Annotated in this window: 16 protein-coding genes and 1 pseudogene; 13 read left to right on the top strand and 4 right to left on the bottom strand. The window is 61.5% G+C overall.

The window, feature by feature from the left end; translation table 11 throughout:
- From RT424_RS15320 to RT424_RS15290, 7 genes and pseudogenes are all read left to right on the top strand, one after another.
- A pseudogene (locus RT424_RS15320) lies at positions 1-260 on the top strand (esterase); the annotation flags it as partial.
- A 445-nt stretch (positions 261-705) separates the two neighbouring features.
- Positions 706-1,125 (top strand): GNAT family N-acetyltransferase, encoded by a 420-nt coding sequence (locus tag RT424_RS15315; RefSeq protein WP_313440039.1) that lies wholly within the window; start codon positions 706-708, stop codon positions 1,123-1,125.
- A 311-nt stretch (positions 1,126-1,436) separates the two neighbouring features.
- Complete coding sequence (gene catB, locus RT424_RS15310; protein WP_313440047.1) at positions 1,437-2,102, top strand: type B chloramphenicol O-acetyltransferase; 666 nt, start codon at positions 1,437-1,439, stop codon at positions 2,100-2,102.
- Between the two features lie 1,095 nt (positions 2,103-3,197).
- Positions 3,198-4,070 (top strand): MoxR family ATPase, encoded by an 873-nt coding sequence (locus RT424_RS15305; RefSeq protein WP_313440036.1) that lies wholly within the window; start codon positions 3,198-3,200, stop codon positions 4,068-4,070.
- 5 nt (positions 4,071-4,075) lie between these two features.
- Positions 4,076-4,501, top strand: coding sequence for a GFA family protein (locus RT424_RS15300; protein ID WP_313440033.1), 426 nt, complete (start codon positions 4,076-4,078; stop codon positions 4,499-4,501).
- Positions 4,498-5,391 (top strand): DUF817 domain-containing protein, encoded by an 894-nt coding sequence (locus tag RT424_RS15295; RefSeq protein ID WP_313440030.1) that lies wholly within the window; start codon positions 4,498-4,500, stop codon positions 5,389-5,391. The genes RT424_RS15300 and RT424_RS15295 overlap by 4 nt, the downstream gene beginning before the upstream one ends.
- 84 nt (positions 5,392-5,475) lie before the next feature.
- On the top strand, positions 5,476-6,657 hold the full coding sequence (locus RT424_RS15290; protein WP_313440027.1) for a VWA domain-containing protein: 1,182 nt from the start codon (positions 5,476-5,478) through the stop codon (positions 6,655-6,657).
- A 10-nt stretch (positions 6,658-6,667) separates the two neighbouring features.
- Here the strand turns inward: RT424_RS15290 and RT424_RS15285 are convergent, their stop codons facing one another.
- Both RT424_RS15285 and RT424_RS15280 read right to left on the bottom strand, forming a co-directional pair.
- Entirely contained in the window at positions 6,668-7,864 is a 1,197-nt protein-coding gene (locus tag RT424_RS15285; protein WP_313440025.1) for a DUF1343 domain-containing protein, read from the bottom strand.
- The gene (locus tag RT424_RS15280; RefSeq protein ID WP_313440023.1) at positions 7,861-8,397 is read right to left on the bottom strand and encodes a DOMON-like domain-containing protein; all 537 of its coding nucleotides are present in this window, start codon (positions 8,395-8,397) and stop codon (positions 7,861-7,863) included. Before RT424_RS15280 ends, RT424_RS15285 begins: the two co-directional genes overlap by 4 nt.
- Positions 8,398-8,542: 145 nt before the next feature.
- On the opposite strand from RT424_RS15280, the gene tyrS reads away from it, so the two are divergent.
- From tyrS to RT424_RS15250, 6 genes are all read left to right on the top strand, one after another.
- The gene (gene tyrS / locus RT424_RS15275) at positions 8,543-9,772 is read left to right on the top strand and encodes a tyrosine--tRNA ligase (RefSeq protein ID WP_313440021.1); all 1,230 of its coding nucleotides are present in this window, start codon (positions 8,543-8,545) and stop codon (positions 9,770-9,772) included.
- 189 nt (positions 9,773-9,961) lie between these two features.
- Positions 9,962-10,300 carry a PilZ domain-containing protein gene (locus tag RT424_RS15270; RefSeq protein ID WP_313440018.1) on the top strand — a complete coding sequence of 113 codons (339 nt, stop codon included), beginning with the start codon at positions 9,962-9,964 and terminating at the stop codon, positions 10,298-10,300.
- Between the two features lie 95 nt (positions 10,301-10,395).
- Complete coding sequence (locus RT424_RS15265) at positions 10,396-12,519, top strand: TonB-dependent receptor domain-containing protein (protein WP_313440015.1); 2,124 nt, start codon at positions 10,396-10,398, stop codon at positions 12,517-12,519.
- Between the two features lie 67 nt (positions 12,520-12,586).
- The gene (locus RT424_RS15260; protein WP_313440012.1) at positions 12,587-13,894 is read left to right on the top strand and encodes an MFS transporter; all 1,308 of its coding nucleotides are present in this window, start codon (positions 12,587-12,589) and stop codon (positions 13,892-13,894) included.
- The gene (cysK, locus tag RT424_RS15255; protein ID WP_313440009.1) at positions 13,891-14,808 is read left to right on the top strand and encodes a cysteine synthase A; all 918 of its coding nucleotides are present in this window, start codon (positions 13,891-13,893) and stop codon (positions 14,806-14,808) included. The genes RT424_RS15260 and cysK overlap by 4 nt, the downstream gene beginning before the upstream one ends.
- 2 nt (positions 14,809-14,810) lie before the next feature.
- Positions 14,811-15,512, top strand: coding sequence for a dienelactone hydrolase family protein (locus RT424_RS15250; protein WP_313440006.1), 702 nt, complete (start codon positions 14,811-14,813; stop codon positions 15,510-15,512).
- A gap of 56 nt (positions 15,513-15,568) precedes the next feature.
- Here the strand turns inward: RT424_RS15250 and RT424_RS15245 are convergent, their stop codons facing one another.
- Together RT424_RS15245 and hisI are read right to left on the bottom strand one after the other, a co-directional pair.
- Entirely contained in the window at positions 15,569-16,024 is a 456-nt protein-coding gene (locus tag RT424_RS15245) for a pentapeptide repeat-containing protein (RefSeq protein WP_313440004.1), read from the bottom strand.
- Between the two features lie 396 nt (positions 16,025-16,420).
- Positions 16,421-16,798 (bottom strand): phosphoribosyl-AMP cyclohydrolase, encoded by a 378-nt coding sequence (gene hisI / locus RT424_RS15240; RefSeq protein ID WP_313440001.1) that lies wholly within the window; start codon positions 16,796-16,798, stop codon positions 16,421-16,423.
- Positions 16,799-17,012 lie beyond the last annotated feature (214 nt).

The following is a 17,012-nucleotide window of genomic DNA, read 5'->3' as shown; positions in this document are numbered from 1 at the left end:
TCCTCAATACGCTGGAGCGATCGCAGCCCGGCCCCTTGGTTTCGCGCACGTACTACGGGAAATCCGGCAAGGGCCGGGACTTCACTCGCAAGCTCTACCGCTTGTCAGGCGGCAACATCCTGCTCGAGGACTGGACCATCCACGGAAGCGGCCATGAATGGTCGGGCGGAAGTGCCTTCGCGTCCTACACCGACCCTCGGGGGCCGGACGCCTCGCGCGAAATGATGCGCTTCTTCCTGTCGCAAAGGAGGGGAAGTTGAAGTCGGAAACTACGCCAGCGTCGCAAAGCCAGGATGAGTAGTAAGGCTAAGGCGCGCAGGCAGTTCGAGATCGATGGCAGCACGATGACCTGCATCGCGTCGTTTTGTGCGTAGATCGACCGACTGCTCATGGCAGGATGCTCTGATCGACGCCAAGCAGAGCTGGAGATGGCGGCACCTACCGACGTCGACCAAAATACGCCGCCTGGCCGGGGCCCGCGAACACCCCCTTGTGCGAAGACCGGCCGTTTGCCTGCTCTAGACCTGCCTAGAAGCAACGCGCCCTTGTCAGTCGCTCAGTGTCTTGAGGCAGGCTCCCGAAACCGGCCGTGCCGGAAAACACCTGATTGTCGGTAGGACTAAGTGTGGTTCAACCTTCGATTGATTCAGGCGATACGCCCCGCTCAGTCGTTGCGGATCAAGCACTTCAATATATGCTAACGTCATGACGTTGCTTATCAAAACATCTCAAAATCCCTCCGACGCTGAATACGAAGCGATTTTCAGGCCCCTACACGCTCACAACATAATGCGTGCGGGTGATCCGTGTATTCGGCCCATCGCCGTGTTGCTAACCAATGAGATGGGTGACACTGTAGGAGGGCTTTGGGGCCAGTGCGCCTATGACTGGCTCATTATAGAAATGCTTGCCATTCCGCTAGAATATCGCGGCAAGAACTATGGCAAAGCCCTTGTGGAACAAGCTGAAAATATCGCTCGATCCAACGATTGCATCGGGATCTGGCTCGACACATTCGAATTTCAGGCTAGCGGATTTTATGATAAGCTGGGCTTTGAGGTATTCGCCATAATCGACGATCATCCCATCGGCCAAAAGCGGCTTTTTCTTCGTAAGAAGCTTTGATCTCAATCTTTCAGAAACATATGATGGCGGCCGACCGAAGTTTACGGCAGGGATTTCCAGCTTGAAGCGTCGGAAATTGCCTGATTGTTGTGTAGCGAGACTTCATGAATGCCCGCTTATGCAAGAAGGAACTTGCAAAGGCTCGTATGTACCGATCATCATCACACGATGAAGTCCGCTTACTGTATCAGCTGAAGCGGCTTCCGCGCCAAATGGCCGGAAGCGCCCATGCCGGTTCGCTAGATCAGCGAGCCGGAGCGTGCTTCCGCGCGCTGGCCGCCGGCAATCGGTTCGCATTCATGGTAGATGTCATGACACAAATCTTCGAAAGCCCCTTCAAGGGCATTACCCTCGACCGTCAAGTTACTAATCCCAACATCATCGTTGGACGCTACAGTTACTACTCAGGCTACTATCACGGACACGGATTCGATGATTGCGCTCGTTTTCTCCTGACCGAAAAGGGTGTAGATCGACTGATCATCGGCAGCTTCTGCTCGATCGGCTCGGGTGCAGCCTTCATCATGGCTGGAAATCAGGGGCACCGACACGATTGGATCAGCAGCTTTCTCTTCTTCTGGATGCCCGACGTACCTGCCTTCTCCGCTGCGGAAAACGGTTATCGTCCGGTGGGTGACACGGTCATCGGCAACGATGTGTGGATCGGTTCGGAAGCGATGATCATGCCGGGTGTACGGATCGGCGATGGCGCAGTCATCGGTTCGCGTTCTCTGGTGAAACGCGATGTGGAGCCTTACGCGATCGTCGGCGGAAATCCGGCGCGAGTCATCCGGCACCGTTTCGATCCGTCCGACATCGCGTTGCTGCTTGAAATGCAATGGTGGGACTGGAGTGATGCCGAACTCAGCGAGGTCATGCCTATCCTGACCAGCGGCGAGATCAAGGCCCTGCACGACCATTGGCAAAGCACTATCACGGTCTGCCGTACTAACGCCGAGAATGAGGCAGATACATGATAAGCCATTTGCACATCATCACTGGTAGCCCCGGCAGATCGTTTCTGCGAGCGGGCTTATCGCGCTGGGGCAAGGGCTAACGCCACCATGTCGGCAATCACATGTTTTCCGTGCAGGGAGGCACGTAATTCCGCCAGAACACGTCGCGCACGCCGATTGCGCTCGAGAATACGCCATTTTTGCGGCAATCTTCGACGATCCCTCTGCCGCCCTACCCCGCCCGTTTTAATGATCGCAGGTGGCAGTCTCAAGCCGTAGGTAACAGTGGAACCACAGCTCTCGCAGCCATGTCATCAAGGCCGTCCGCGATGAATCGCCCTAATGACGCTCAATCATAGAAACGGATGTGTCATGCAGTGCCGCGACCAGTTGCAGAGGCAGACCCGCACGAATGCCGCGCACAATGCTTGAGTGCCGTAGCGCGTAAGGCACAATGCGTTTGCGCGTCGTAGCTCCTCCTGCCAGACCGTCTCGCCATGACATCGAATCTGCCTCGCATAATTCATGCAAGGGGATTGCCGCCAACGGCAGGATCGTAGCCGCGTCACGTGCCTTTCGCGCCCCCCGATGACGCAGCGCCCCAGAATATCGCGCCCGGAGAGCCGGGCATTCGCCCCGCGCAAAGCCCGGTCACGGGTATCGCGGACCATCAGATAAGACGTGACCGCAGTCGCGAGCGTGGGCGGCGCGCCGTCCGCGCTAGCTCGTTCCTCGCGCCGAGCCGCCTCTACGTGCACACCGGCCGCCTTGATCGCGGCGGCAAACAAGAGTGTGCCTTCCAAAATTTCGTCATCAGCCGGGCCTAGCGGTGCTTGCCTGTAGCCAACTCCGAAGCGCCGACGCACCGACGCACCGACCAAACGCCCCCGCGCTTCCCGCGCCGATATCCTAAATGCACTTGCGTATCTACACCCCGCCAGTGCACACCCTCGGGCAACTTGGCCCGCGCGGGTTGTAAGTGGGGCGTCCTTCAGCGTTTTTTGCCATATTCTTCACGCCTAGCCATCAAATATGCGTCAAATTTACGTGCATGCACGGCGACAAACAATCATGGATGAGATTGGCGGAAATTCAGTGTTTTTGGGATGATTACGGATGAGCGTGGACGATAAAACCTCCAATTCACAGCGTTTCGAAGGTACCAGCAGCTACGTCGCCACCGACGACCTTAAGGTTGCGGTCAATGCCGCCGTTCTGCTGCGTCGACCGCTTCTGGTGAAAGGAGAGCCCGGCACCGGCAAGACGGTGCTGGCAGAGCAGATCGCGGCCTCGCTGAACGCCCCGCTCATCACCTGGAACGTCAAGTCCACGACCAAGGCGCATCAGGGGCTTTACGAATACGACGCGGTCGGCCGCCTGCGTGACGGCCAATTGGGGGATGCGCGCGTACACGACATCAACAACTACATCCGCAAGGGCAAGTTGTGGGAGGCTTTCACCTCACCTCGCTTGCCGGTGCTGCTGATCGACGAGATCGACAAGGCCGACATCGAATTCCCCAACGACCTTCTGGCCGAACTCGATCGCATGGCTTTCGACGTCTACGAAACCGGCGAGCATGTCGCCGCCGTCGAACGGCCGATCGTCGTCATCACCTCGAACAACGAGAAGGATCTGCCGGACGCGTTCCTGCGCCGCTGCTTCTTCCACTATATCAAGTTTCCCGACCGCGAGACGATGCAGGCGATCGTAGACGTCCACTTCCCCGGCATTCAGAAGGCGCTCGTCACGCGGGCGATGGAAATCTTCTACGAGCTTCGTGATGTGCCCGGCCTCAAGAAAAAGCCTTCCACCAGCGAGCTGCTGGACTGGCTCAAGCTGCTCCTGAGCGAAGATATGCCGCTGGACGTGCTCCAGAACCAGGACGCTACGAAGGCGATACCGCCTCTGCACGGAGCCTTGCTCAAGAACGAGCAGGACGTCATGCTGTTCGAAAGGCTCGCCTTCATGGCGCGCCGGGGGAACTGATTGTCATGACGGCACCTTATGCGGGCGGATGCGCCTGCGGATCCATATCGCTGAACCTCTCGGGTGAGCCCGTTGCCACGCGCCAATGCTGGTGCCGCCAGTGCCAGCAGCTCGCCGCCGGGGGACCGACCAACAACGCGATCTTCAAGGTAGAGGACGTTTCGATCGAAGGCGATCTCGGCTCTTCAACCTGGGATTCGGCGAGCGGCAATACCCTCACCTTCCATTTCTGCCCGAATTGCGGAACGCAGATCTACGCGCAAAGTTCGGCCCGGTCGCATTTGATGACTTTTCGTCTCGGTGCGCTGGATGTGGGTCACGGCCTGCGACCGGACGCGGTGATCTGGACCGATGAAGCGCCCGACTGGGCGATCTTCGACGCCGCGCTCGAAAGCTGGCCGCGGCAGCCACCTCCGCCGCCCGCGGCGTGACGACGCCTTCCGGGCAAGTGCCGGTCACTGCGCATACCCGTTTCGCATCGATCCGGGCCCGGCTGGAGGCGTTCGAACCGCGTCCCGGTGTGGTTGCGTGGATATACGAATTCCTGCTGTTCGGCTTCAAGCAGGCCTGGGCCTGCCTGTTCGGAGCGCTTCTGCTCGCCCTGCTTTTGGCCACGCACCTGTTTTATCCTGCCGAGGCTGCCTTCGCCCGCTATGACTTCCTGACTTGCGCGGCACTCGCGATCCAGATCGCCATGTTGGCCTTGCGGTTGGAAACGCTGGACGAAGCCAAGGTCATCTTGGCATTTCATCTGGTGGGCACCGTGATGGAACTGTTCAAGACGGCGCATGGCTCGTGGCAATATCCCGAGGCCAGCTTCCTGCGGATCGGAGAGGTGCCGCTGTTCTCCGGCTTCATGTACGCCGCCGTGGGTAGCTATATCGCCCGCGTCTGGCGGATCTTCGATTTCCGGTTCACCGGCTATCCGGTGGAGAAGATCTCGGTGGCGCTGGCCGTGGCGATCTACGTAAATTTCTTCGCGCACCATTGGCTGCCCGACTTCCGCATCCCGCTTTTCGCGGTGCTCGGCGTTCTTTTCCTGCGCACCCGCATCTGGTTTCGGGTCTGGCGGGAAGACCGGTGGATGCCGCTTCTCCTCGGCTGGTTCCTGGTTGCTGTGTTCATATGGTTCGCGGAAAACCTCGCCACTTTCTCGCGCGCCTGGATCTACCCAAGCCAAAAGCATGGCTGGGCCATGGTGCACTGGGGCAAGCTCGGCGCATGGTATCTGCTGATGTATATATCCTTCGTGCTGGTGGCGCTGGTCCATCGCCCCCGAACCAGAAACGCGCAGCGTGCCATCTCTCCCCTTACCCTTTGAAGATCGGGCAGGCGTTTCCCGTGGCGTGCGGCCTGGGGTATGGACGGGCAAGACTTGTTCTTTTCGTACCGATCAAGAGGTCCCATGTTGCTGAACTTCGTGGAAGAGCTGCGCGCCGCTGGCATACCGGCGTCCCTCAAGGAGCATCTCGTGCTCCTGGAGGCGCTGGAACGTGAGGTGATCGAGCGCACGCCCGAGGCGTTCTACTACCTGAGCCGCGCCACCTTCGTGAAAGACGAGGGCCTTCTCGATCGGTTCGACCAGGTATTCCAGAAAGTCTTCAAGGGCGTGCTGACCGACTACGGCCAGCAGCCCGTCGAGATACCCGAGGACTGGCTCCGCAAGGTTGCCGAACGCTATTTCTCACACGAGGAAATGGAGCAGATCAAAGGGCTCGGTTCCTGGGACGAGATCATGGAAACGCTCAAGAAGCGTCTGGAAGAGCAGGAAAAACGGCACTCGGGCGGTAACAAGTGGATCGGCACCAATGGCACCTCGCCGTTCGGCCATTCGGGCTACAATCCGGAAGGCATCCGCATCGGCGGTGAAGGCAGGCATGGCCGCGCGGTCAAGGTCTGGGAAAAACGCGAATTCGCCAATCTCGACAACACTCGCGAACTCGGCACGCGCAACATCAAGGTCGCGCTGCGCCGGTTGCGCCGCTTCGCCCGTGAAGGCGCAGCGGAGGAACTGGACCTCGACGAGACGATCCAGGGCACGGCCCGGCAGGGTTGGCTGGATATCCGCATGCGCCCCGAACGGCACAATGCGGTGAAAGTCCTGCTTTTCCTCGACGTCGGCGGATCGATGGATCCCTACATCGAACTCATGGAAGAATTGTTCAGCGCCGCGAGCGCCGAGTTCAAGAACATGGAGTTCTTCTACTTCCACAACTGCCTCTACGAAGGCGTCTGGAAGGACAACCGCCGTCGCTGGTCGCAGCGCATGCCGACCTGGGACGTGCTTCACAAGTTCGGGCACGACTACAAGGTGATCTTCGTGGGCGATGCGGCGATGAGCCCTTACGAAGTCAGCCATCCCGGCGGCTCGGTGGAGCACATGAACGAGGAATCCGGCGCGACCTGGCTCGGCCGCGTGGCACAGACCTATCCGGCCACCGTCTGGCTCAATCCCACGCCGGAAATCCAGTGGAACTATTCGTCCTCGACCCGCATGATCCGCGACATCATGGGCGGCGCCATGTTCCCGCTGACCCTGGATGGCCTGGACGCCGCCATGCGGGAACTGACGCGAAAGAAAGGGTGACTAGTCGCAATCAATAGAGCTGCAGGTCTGCCACTTCCGCTTTCCACGCGGCTTCATCCCGCCGAGCAGCGTCATCGAGATCGGCCCGAAGCGAGGCCGGATCATCGACCCATTCGCGCAGGCCCGGTCCACCGTTGATCACGTCTATGGCCAGACGCTCGAATTCGTATTCGTACGGGAAGTCGCGCCAGATCGGATAATCCCGGTAGAGGTTGCGGATCGCCTTGAACGCCAGTGCCTGGAGGCGCCACGGACGGAAGGCGTGATGATCGTAGAACTTGCCTTCGGCATGGATCATCAAGCCGCTGCACAAGGTTCCGCCATGCTTGTGGAAAGTCGGCTCGAACCAGCATTCCCGCACGGCGCAGCCCGCCAGCCATTCCGGAGCGAAGCGCTGCATCTCCGCCAGTACGGCCTTGGCGTCGATATCCGGTGCGCCGAACAGCACTTCGAGCGGACGAGTGGTGCCACGGCCTTCCGAAAGCGTGGCGCCTTCGATCATCACCGTACCGGCATAAGCGCGAGCCATGTTGAGGTTGGCGGCATTGGGGCTGGGATTGATCCACACGCGGTCCAGCGGCCATCCATGCCCTGCGCCTTCCGGCTCCCAGCCGTCCATCGCAATGACGCGGTAATCCACGTCGAGCTTGAAGTGCCGGATAAACCAGCGTCCCATCTCGCCCAGAGTCAATCCATGGCGCATCGGCATCGGTCCGGCGCCTACGAAGCTCTCCTGCCCCGGTAGCAATGTCAGCCCCTCGACCGGGCGGCCGGCGGGATTGGGGCGATCCAGCACCCACACGATCTTGCCCTGCTTTTCCGCCGCCTCCAGCAGATAGAGCAGCGTGGTCACGAAAGTGTAGATGCGGCAGCCGAGATCCTGGAGATCGAACAGGAATACATCGGCGCTCTCCATCATCGCCGCGCTGGGCCGACGGACTTCCCCGTAGAGGCTGTAGACCGGAATGCCGTAAGTCGGATCGCGCTCGTCGGCGGTCTCGACCATGTTGTCCTGCTTGTCGCCTTTTAGCCCGTGCTGCGGACCGAAGGCGCTCGTCACATTGATGCCGGCCGCAATCAGGGCATCCAGCGAGTGCACGAGCTCCTCGGTCACCGACGCGGGATGGGCTACAAGCGCAACGCGGCGACCTTCCAGGGGCTTGCGCAGTTCAGGGTCCGCCAGCAGGCGATCGATACCGAATTTCATGAGGCGGTGGGTGCCGCAAGCGGAACCGTGAAGCAAGCCGGATCATGGAAGTCCGGGGCATCGGCCGTATGGAGCATGGCCCAATAGCTTTTCACCCCGCCCTCTTCCTCGATCACCGCCGTAAGCGCGCCGTACAGTTGGCCTTCCGGCAGGCCGGCGGCGGGAATGGCGACATCGAAAACGGCGATGTCCGAGCCCTTGCGCATCGTGCATTCCGGCTCTCGCGGCATCGGCCTTTCCGTCATGCCTTCGCGCCGCGCGGAGAAATCGTAGGCGTTCCAGCGCTCGGAAGGGGAGAGATTGAACTCGATGTAGCCGCTGCCGCCCGGTTGCTGGAGGAACAGTTCGAAGCAAGTGGTCTGCCACAGGTCGTTCGCCCTGCCCTTTCCGGCGAAGGACGGAGTCACCAGCTTCTGCGCGCCGAGTATGCGCCAGCGGATGCGCAGCCAGCTTGCGTCGAACCCGATCACGCGGGTCTCGATCGAGCGGACAAGGGCGGGAGGATGTGCCGGGTGGCAGGTCAGGTCGGCCATGCCTGCTGCCTAGAGGCCGCAGCCGGATCTTGGCAATCCGGATTCGGCCGAAATGCGGAGGCCGGCGACCAACCGCTTCATCTTGTGCGCCCCCCGTGCTAGGCGGCCCCTCCGATCCATCCAAGCCAAGAAGCACTGGGCCATCATGACCTACAATTCATCCCTGCTCCGCACGCTCGAAGAGCGCGGCTACATCCACCAGATGACGGACGCCGAGGGCCTCGACGCTCTTGCCGCCAAGCAGGTCGTGCCTGGATATATCGGCTTCGACGCTACGGCGCCGTCGCTTCACATCGGCAGTCTGGTCCAGATCATGATGCTGCGCCGCCTCCAGCAGACCGGCCACAAGCCGATCGTGCTGATGGGCGGCGGCACCACGCGCATCGGTGACCCCACCGGCCGCGACGAGAGCCGCAAGATGCTGTCGGACGAAACGATTGCCGACAATATCAAGGGCATCTTCTCGGTCTTCTCGCGCCTGCTGAAGTTCGGCGACGGGCCGACCGATGCCGTGATGGTCAACAATCAGGACTGGCTGGGCCAACTCGGCTACATCCAGCTTCTTCAGGAAGTGGGCACACACTTCACGGTCAATCGCATGCTTTCGTTCGATTCGGTGCGCCTGCGCCTGGAACGCGAGCAGCCTATGACCTTCCTGGAGTTCAATTACATGATCCTCCAGGGCTATGATTTCCGCCACCTCAACAAGGAACGGGGCGTCCTTCTGCAGATGGGCGGCTCGGACCAGTGGGGCAACATCGTCAACGGCATGGAACTGACGCGCCGGATGGACGGCAAGGAAGTCCATGGCCTGACGACGCCGCTGCTCACCACCGCCGACGGCGCAAAGATGGGCAAGACCGCTGCCGGAGCGGTGTGGCTGAACGAGGAAATGCTGCCTTCCTACGATTTCTGGCAATACTGGCGCAATTGCGACGACCGCGATGTCGGCAAGTTCCTGCGCCTGTTCACCGATCTGCCGCTTGACGAGATCGTGCGTCTCGAAGCGCTGGAGGGCGCGGCGATCAACGACGCCAAGGTCGTCCTTGCCAATGAAGTGACGAAGCTGTGTCGGGGCGAGAACGCCGCCGTCGCCGCGGAAGCTACCGCGCGAACCACCTTCGCAGGCGGCGGTCTGGGCGAAGACCTGCCGACCCTGGAAGTGCCCGCAGACGGCATTCGCCTGGGCGCGGCACTTACCGAACTGGGCTTCACCGCCTCCAATGGCGAAGCGAAGCGCAAGATTGCCGAAGGTGCGGTGAAGATCGACGACGTGACGATGGACGATCCGGCTTTCCTGATCGAAGTGTCGCCCGGCGCCTCGCGCAAGCTCAGCCTCGGCAAGAAGAAGCACGCGGTCCTGAAGTCCGCATAAGCGCCACGCAGCCCTTCCGGGGAAGCGCATTCGGACAAGCTAAGACGCCTCGGTTCCCGGAACCGGGGCGTTCTGCCGCCAGGTAGGCACGTTTTGCCGCCTTCCTGCGCGCAGAAGTGAACAGGTTTACCGTTTCTTTGCCATTTTGATGCACCGTTCCGGCTCACGGTCAGAATAGGGGCTAAGGAAATGACTGCAGGAGCGCAGCTCACTGTAACCGACAAACGTCGCGCGGCGCGGCATCCTGTCGAGCACAAAGTGATTGCGGAACACCGCCAGCTTGGCGACCTGCATCTCCACATCGTGAATCTTTCGGCTCAGGGTTTCATGTCCCAGGGCGAATTACCGCTGGATCGTGGCGAGCGTCTGGTCATGCGCCTGCCCGTGGTGGGACGGATCGAAGCGCACATGATCTGGTCTCACGAAGGTCGCGCGGGTTTCCAGTTCGAGCGTATCATTCGCATCGACGATTTCCTCAAGCTGGTGGACACCGTTCAGCCCAACCCGCGCCTTCGTCCGCGCCGCTGACCCAGTAAAATCGGCTCGTCGCACACTGGGAACGATCCGCCGTATGGAAACACTTCAGCATTGATATGTTATATCCTCGCAATTAGCGAGGCGACATGAACTTTCCGGTAGCCCGAATCGCCCTGCTGGCAGCGGCCAGTGCCCTCAGCTCCAGCCTTGCCCTCCTTCCTGGAACCGCCATCGCGCAAACCGCGCCTGGGACAAATGTCGCGCCTGCCGATAACGAGGGCAATCATCCGCAGGAAGCCGGGCCGGAAATCATCGTCACCGGTCGCCTGATATCGGGCAACGCCGATCCGATCGCGGCGCCTGTCATCCTGTCCGGCGAAGCGCTCACCCGTGACCTCAAGCCGCAGATCGGCGAGATGCTGGCGAGCCTGCCGGGCGTCTCCAGCACCGGTTTCGCGCCGGGCGTATCCCGCCCCGTCCTTCGCGGCTTCGACGGCCCGCGCGTGCAGGTTCTTCTCGATGGCATCGGCTCGCTCGACGCCTCTTCGGTTTCGGCCGACCATGCCGTTTCCCTCGATACGCTGAACGTCGATCGCATCGAAGTTCTTCACGGTCCCCGCGTGTTGCTCTATGCCAGCGATCCTTCGGGCGGCGCGGTGAACGCCATCGACAAGCGCATTCCCCGGCAAGTGCCTGACAAGGCTTTCACCCTCGACGCGCTTGGCTCCTTCGGCAGTGCCGCAAACATGGTGAACGGCGGTATCGCCACCAATGTGCGCCTGGCGAGTCGCCTCGTCGCGCACTTGGATGCGTCCTACTTCCACAGCGACGACCTTCATGTCGGCGGCAATGTGCTCTCGCCGGAACTGCGCGCGCAAACCCTGGCGCAGGCGAGCGCTCTGGCGGACGCCGGTGACCTTACCGGCGCAGCGACGCTGACCGCACAGGCCAACCAGCGCGGCAAGATCGCAAACAGCGGCACCGAAGGCTGGACCTTCGGCGGCGGCCTGGCCTTCATCGATGACGGTGGCGATATCGGCGTCTCGGTGCAGCGCCTCGCCAACGATTACGGCATTCCGCCCCGCCCCTCGGCCGATCCCGAAGCGACCAGCATTTCCCTGCGGCAGACCCGCGTGGACTTGCGCGCCGGGCTCAACCTCGAAGGCTTCCTGAAGCGTCTCGAAGTGCGTGGCGCTTTCGGGGACTACGAGCATGCCGAAATCGAGGGCGGCGAGATCGGCACGCAGTTCCACAACAAAGCCATGGAAGTCAGGCTTCAGGCGGACCAGAACCGGCGCGGCATCTGGAGCGGCTCCAGCGGTGTCCAGTTCTCGTCCTCGCAACTCGACATTTCCGGCGATGAAAAGCTGCTGCCCAACAACAACACCGATCGCTTCGCGGTGTTCACTCTACAACGTCTGGAAGTGGGGCAGTTCGACCTCGAAGGCGCGCTGCGCTACGAGAATACGCAGATCCGCACCGTGCCCACCAGCGAGCGTCGCAACTTCGACCAATATGCCGGTGTGGCGGGCGTGGCCTGGCATCCTACCGATACCGTCACGCTATCGGTCAACTATTCCCACGGCGAGCGTGCGCCATCGGCCGAGGAACTCTTCGTCGATGGCATGCACGACGCCACCCAGTCCTACGAGCGCGGCAATCCGAACTTCAAGGTGGAGAAGAGCGACGGCATCGAAGCCGGCCTCCGCTACAATGGTGGCGATATCGCGGGTTCGGTAACGGTGTTCGGCACCAACTTCTCGAACTTCATCACCGCCGTTCCCACGGGAGAAGTGATCGAGGACTTCCCGGTCTACCAGTACCTCCAGGCCCCTGCCCGCTTCCGAGGCATCGAGGCCGAAGGCGGCGTGACGTTCGCGCGGTGGGGCGGCGACAAGGCGATCAAGGCCGATGGCGGCGTGGACTATACTCGTGCGCGTCTGGTCGACATGGGCCCCGTGCCCCGCATCCCGCCGCTGCGCGCTCGCGGCGGGCTGGAATTCGATTCGTCCGCTTTCACCTTGCGCGGCGAGGTGGAATGGAACGCGAAGCAGACCCGCGTGACCGAGAACGAGAATCCGACCGACGCCTTCACTCTGGTAAACGCCAGCGCGACCTGGCGCCCCTGGGGTGAACAGGGTCCGCTCTCGCTCATCCTGGCGGCGGACAACCTGTTGGACGTAACGGGTCGCCTCGCCGCTTCGGAAACGCGGGACTTCGTGCCGATCGCCGGTCGCGACGTGCGCCTTACCGCGCGGTTCACCTACTGAACGAAAACGCGAAGCTGCAAAAAATTCTCATAAGCAGCATGTCTTGGCAATGCTTTGACATGCTGCCATGCAGCCATCCGTGAGCACTACAGAGACCCCCAGCCCGTCGGCGTCTTCCGAACCGACATCCCCGCTGCGCATCGCCGATTATCGCAAGTTCTGGCTTGCCCGGTTCGCGGTGGTATTCGCCTCGACCGGCATGGTCGTCATCATCGGCTATCAGCTTTATGATGTCGCCCGCTCCGATTACGGCATGTCGATCGCGGAAGCCTCGTTCCAGCTGGGCCTCCTGGGCTTCGCCCAATTCCTGCCGATCTTCCTGCTGACCCCGGTCGCGGGGGTCATCGCCGACAGGTTCGACCGGCGCAAGGTTGCGGGGATCGCCATGTCGGTGGACGTGCTGGTCGCCATCGGCCTTGCGCTCGTCACCGAAATGAACTTGCGCAGCCTGCCGGTTCTTTACGTCTTCGCGGCGCTGCACGGCATTGCACGGGTCTTCGTCAGCCCATCGATGACGGCGATCGCGCCGAACATCGTGCCGGTCAAACTCATCCCCCGCGCCATCGCCTTCAACTCGATCGCCATCGAGGCCGGCACCATCATCGGCCCCGCCGCCTTCGGCTTCCTCTTCGCGCGGCACCACGCAACGCCCTATTGGATAGCTGCCGTGCTGATGGCGTTGGCCGCTTTCAGCATCACGAACATCCGCAACCTGCCGCCGGTACCGAAGGAAGCCCGCCGCGATCATCCGATTCGTCAGATCGTCGATGGATTCCACTTCATCTGGAAAGAGCGCTTCCTGCTCGGCTGCATCACGCTGGACCTTTTCGCGGTGCTGCTCGGCGGGGCGACGGCGCTGATGCCGGTCTTCGCACGAGACATCCTCCACGTCGGCCCCGAAGGGCTTGGACAGATGCGCGCCGCCACCGCAGCCGGGGCCGCTATCGTCGCGGTGATGCTGTCGTTCAGGCCGCTCGCCAAGGATGTCGGCGTGAAGATGCTGCTTTCGGTGGCGGCATACGGAGCGATGACGGTAGGCTTCGGGCTTTCACGGAGCTTCGTGGTATCGTTGGGCTTCCTGGCGCTGCTCGGCGCGGCGGATATGGTTTCGGTTTTCATCCGCAGCTCGCTGGTGCAACTGCGCACGCCGGACGACAAGCGTGGCAGGGTTTCGGCCATATCCGGCCTTGCCATATCGGCCTCGAACGAACTCGGCGAAATGCAATCCGGCATCGCGGCAGCCCTGCTCGGCGCGACCGGGGCTGTTGTTTTCGGCGGCGGCGCTGCCATAGTCATCACTGCAATCTGGGCCTGGACCTTTCCCGAGATCCGCCGCGCCCGAACTTTCTCACCACGATGGGAGCTTGAACAATGAAGGCCGACAGCATTCTCGCCACGATCGGGAACACGCCGCACATCCGCCTCTCGCGCCTGTTCCCGGACCACGAAGTCTGGGTAAAGGCAGAGCGCACCAATCCCGGCGGCTCGATCAAGGACCGTATCGCATTGGCCATGATCGAAGCGGCTGAGGCCGATGGCACCCTGAAGCCCGGCGGTACTATCGTCGAGCCGACTTCGGGCAACACCGGCATCGGCCTTGCCATGGTCGCCGCGGTCAAGGGCTACAAGCTGGTGCTCGTGATGCCCGAATCGATGTCGATCGAGCGTCGCCGCCTGATGCTGGCCTATGGCGCCAGTTTTGACCTGACGCCGCGTGAAAAGGGCATGAAAGGCTCGATCGAGCGCGCCAAGGAACTGCTGGAGACCATCCCCGGTTCGTGGATGCCGCAGCAGTTCGAGAACCCGGCGAACGTGGAGATCCATGTCGAGACGACTGCGAAGGAAATCCTCGCCGACTTCGCTGAAACCCCGATCGACGTGCTGATCACCGGCGTCGGCACCGGCGGCCATCTCACCGGCTGCGCGGAAACGCTCAAGAAGTCCTGGCCCTCGCTCAAGGCTTATGCGGTTGAACCGACGCTTTCTCCGGTCATTTCCGGCGGCCAGCCCGGCCCCCACCCGATCCAGGGCATCGGCGCCGGCTTCGTGCCTGCGAATCTCCATACGCAGTCGATCGACGGCGCGCTGCAGGTCGATCCTGCCGACGCCAAGGAATGGGCGCGTCGCTGCGCCACCGAGGAAGGCATGCTGGTAGGCATCAGCTCCGGCGCCACCTTGGCGGCGATCGCCCAGAAGCTTGGGGAACTGCCCGAGGGCAGCCGCGTGCTCGGCTTCAACTACGATACCGGCGAGCGTTACCTTTCGGTACCGGACTTCCTGCCGGAGTGATCATGCTCGAAACGATCGCCTACAGCCACGCCGGTCAGGATCTGACCGGCCACCTGGCACGGCCTGCAGGGACGCCGCGCGCCGCCGTCGTCATCTTCCCGACCATCGCCAATGCAACCGCAGCCACCGAGCGGCGCGCGAAGATGCTCACCGATCTCGGTTACCTGGCGCTCATTGCGGACTTCTACGGAGAACCGGTGGAGAGCTTCGAAGCATCGTTCCCGCTGGCCGAAAAGCTGCGCGCCGACAATGGCCATTATCGGGGCCGAATTGCCGCCGCCATCGCGGCCTTGCGGGGTGTGCCGGAGGCTGCGGGACTGCCCTTGCTCGGCATCGGATACTGCATGGGCGGTCAGGCCGTTCTCGAAGCGGCGCGTGCCGGCGAGGATCTGCTGTCCGCCGTCAGTTTCCATGGCACGCTTTCGACGTCCGTTCCCGCCGAACCGGGTACGATCAAGGCGCGCATCCTGGTCTGTCACGGCGATGCCGATCCTCTCGTCCCTCACGAGCAGGTGACTGGCTTCTTGGATGAGATGGACCGTGCCGGGGCCAACTGGCACTTTCATTCCTACTCGGGCGTCCGTCACGGGTTTACCGATCCGGGAAGCGATGAGCGTGGAATCGCCGCGATCGGCTACGATGCCAGCGCCGATCGCCAGAGCTGGCAGGCGATGCTGTCGTTCTTCGACGAAGTATTGAATTAGCGTTCAGGAAGCCGTGGCCGCCGCGAAAGCGACGGCCACGGTGTCATTGCAGAGGCTCAGCAGCCGTCCGACTTGCCGTCGTCCGGATCCCAGCCGCCGTGGCCAGGGTGCCAGCCCCAACCGGGCTTGCCCCAGCCCCATCCGGGCTTACCCCAGCCCCAGCCGGGCTTGCCCCAGCCCCAGCCGGGCTTGCCCCAACCGGAATTACCCCAGCCGGAATTGCCCCAACCGGAGTTACCCCAGCCCGAGTTACCCCAGCCGGAATTACCCCAACCAGAGTTACCCCAGCCCGAGTTGCCCCAGCTGGGCTTGCTGGAGCCCCAGCCGCCGCGGTCACCGCCACGGTCATTTCCACGGCTCGATTCGGAACCGCGGCTAGAGCCGGAGTCCTTTGAGAAACCGGCCTTCTGGAAGTTGCTGGAGGACGAGCTCGGCCTCTGATCTGCCATTGCGGCGGTTGGCGCTGCGACGAGCCCCACCACCATGGCAGCAATCAACGCTTTGTGCTTCATTGATGCTTCCCTTCCATTGATACGCCCCAGGCGCCTGACAAGGCCACCCGTTCTCCTAGATACCGGTTACCGAGAGAATATTGGCAACCCGCAAGCATCAGATATGCCGGTCGCCGCAGGGGCGCGAAACACCGACCGAAGTCTCTAACACTCAACATTTTTCTCGTAGGACGGGCACGACCAATAAAGGTCTTTGCACCCTGTCGCGGGCGATAGTTCATCCAAGAGCGCGCCGTTGCGAGCCGATTGCGACGATCCGTCCGCTCTATCCGCTCAATGGTGGGAAGTGGAACATGCTGATTCTTTGGTTAATTTTGAAATCGTTGGATAAGTGCATGTTCTTGGGGGAAGAGCTTCTGTTCCTATACTATAATTACTAAATCGTTTGCTAAGCACTTAGTCCGCAACCCGAATCAAGGAATCGCCGGAAAGCTTCCTATAAAAACAACTCCTGGCACCGGTGTGGCAGGCCGGTCCCTCCGGACGAACCCGCAGTTCGAGAGCATCCTGATCGCAATCCACCAGCATCTCCTCCACGCGGAGGAAATGGCCGGAGGTTTCCCCTTTCAGCCATAGCTTGCCCCGCGAACGCGAATGGAAATGGGCCAGCCCGGTTTCGCGTGTCTTTTCCAGCGCCTCGGCGTTCATGTAGGCGACCATCAATATGTCTCGCGTCTGCGAATCGACGGCGATTGCGATGAGAAGGCCCTGTGCGTCGAACCGGGGGAGGAACTCATGTCCCAGTTCACGTTCGGTTTTGGTTGGTTCCGACATGCAGAAATCTCACTGACAGGAATTGTTGGACGTGGTTGTTGCACGATAACCACAGCCGTTGACCAAAATCCTCGTAGCCACGCCGCGCCTCTTTTCAACCCCGAGATTTCGTAGGATTGTCTACATGCAGTCGGGGGGCTGCTGCTGACCCACAGGTCGCTGATACAAGCGCCACGGTTCAGGGAACAAGGCCGGAGTGCTCTCGGGTGGTCTG

Origin of the sequence: Novosphingobium sp. (assembly GCF_032093395.1) — a bacterium.
Taxonomy (GTDB): Bacteria; Pseudomonadota; Alphaproteobacteria; order Sphingomonadales; family Sphingomonadaceae; genus Novosphingobium.
This window is presented reverse-complemented; position numbering and strand designations above follow the sequence as displayed.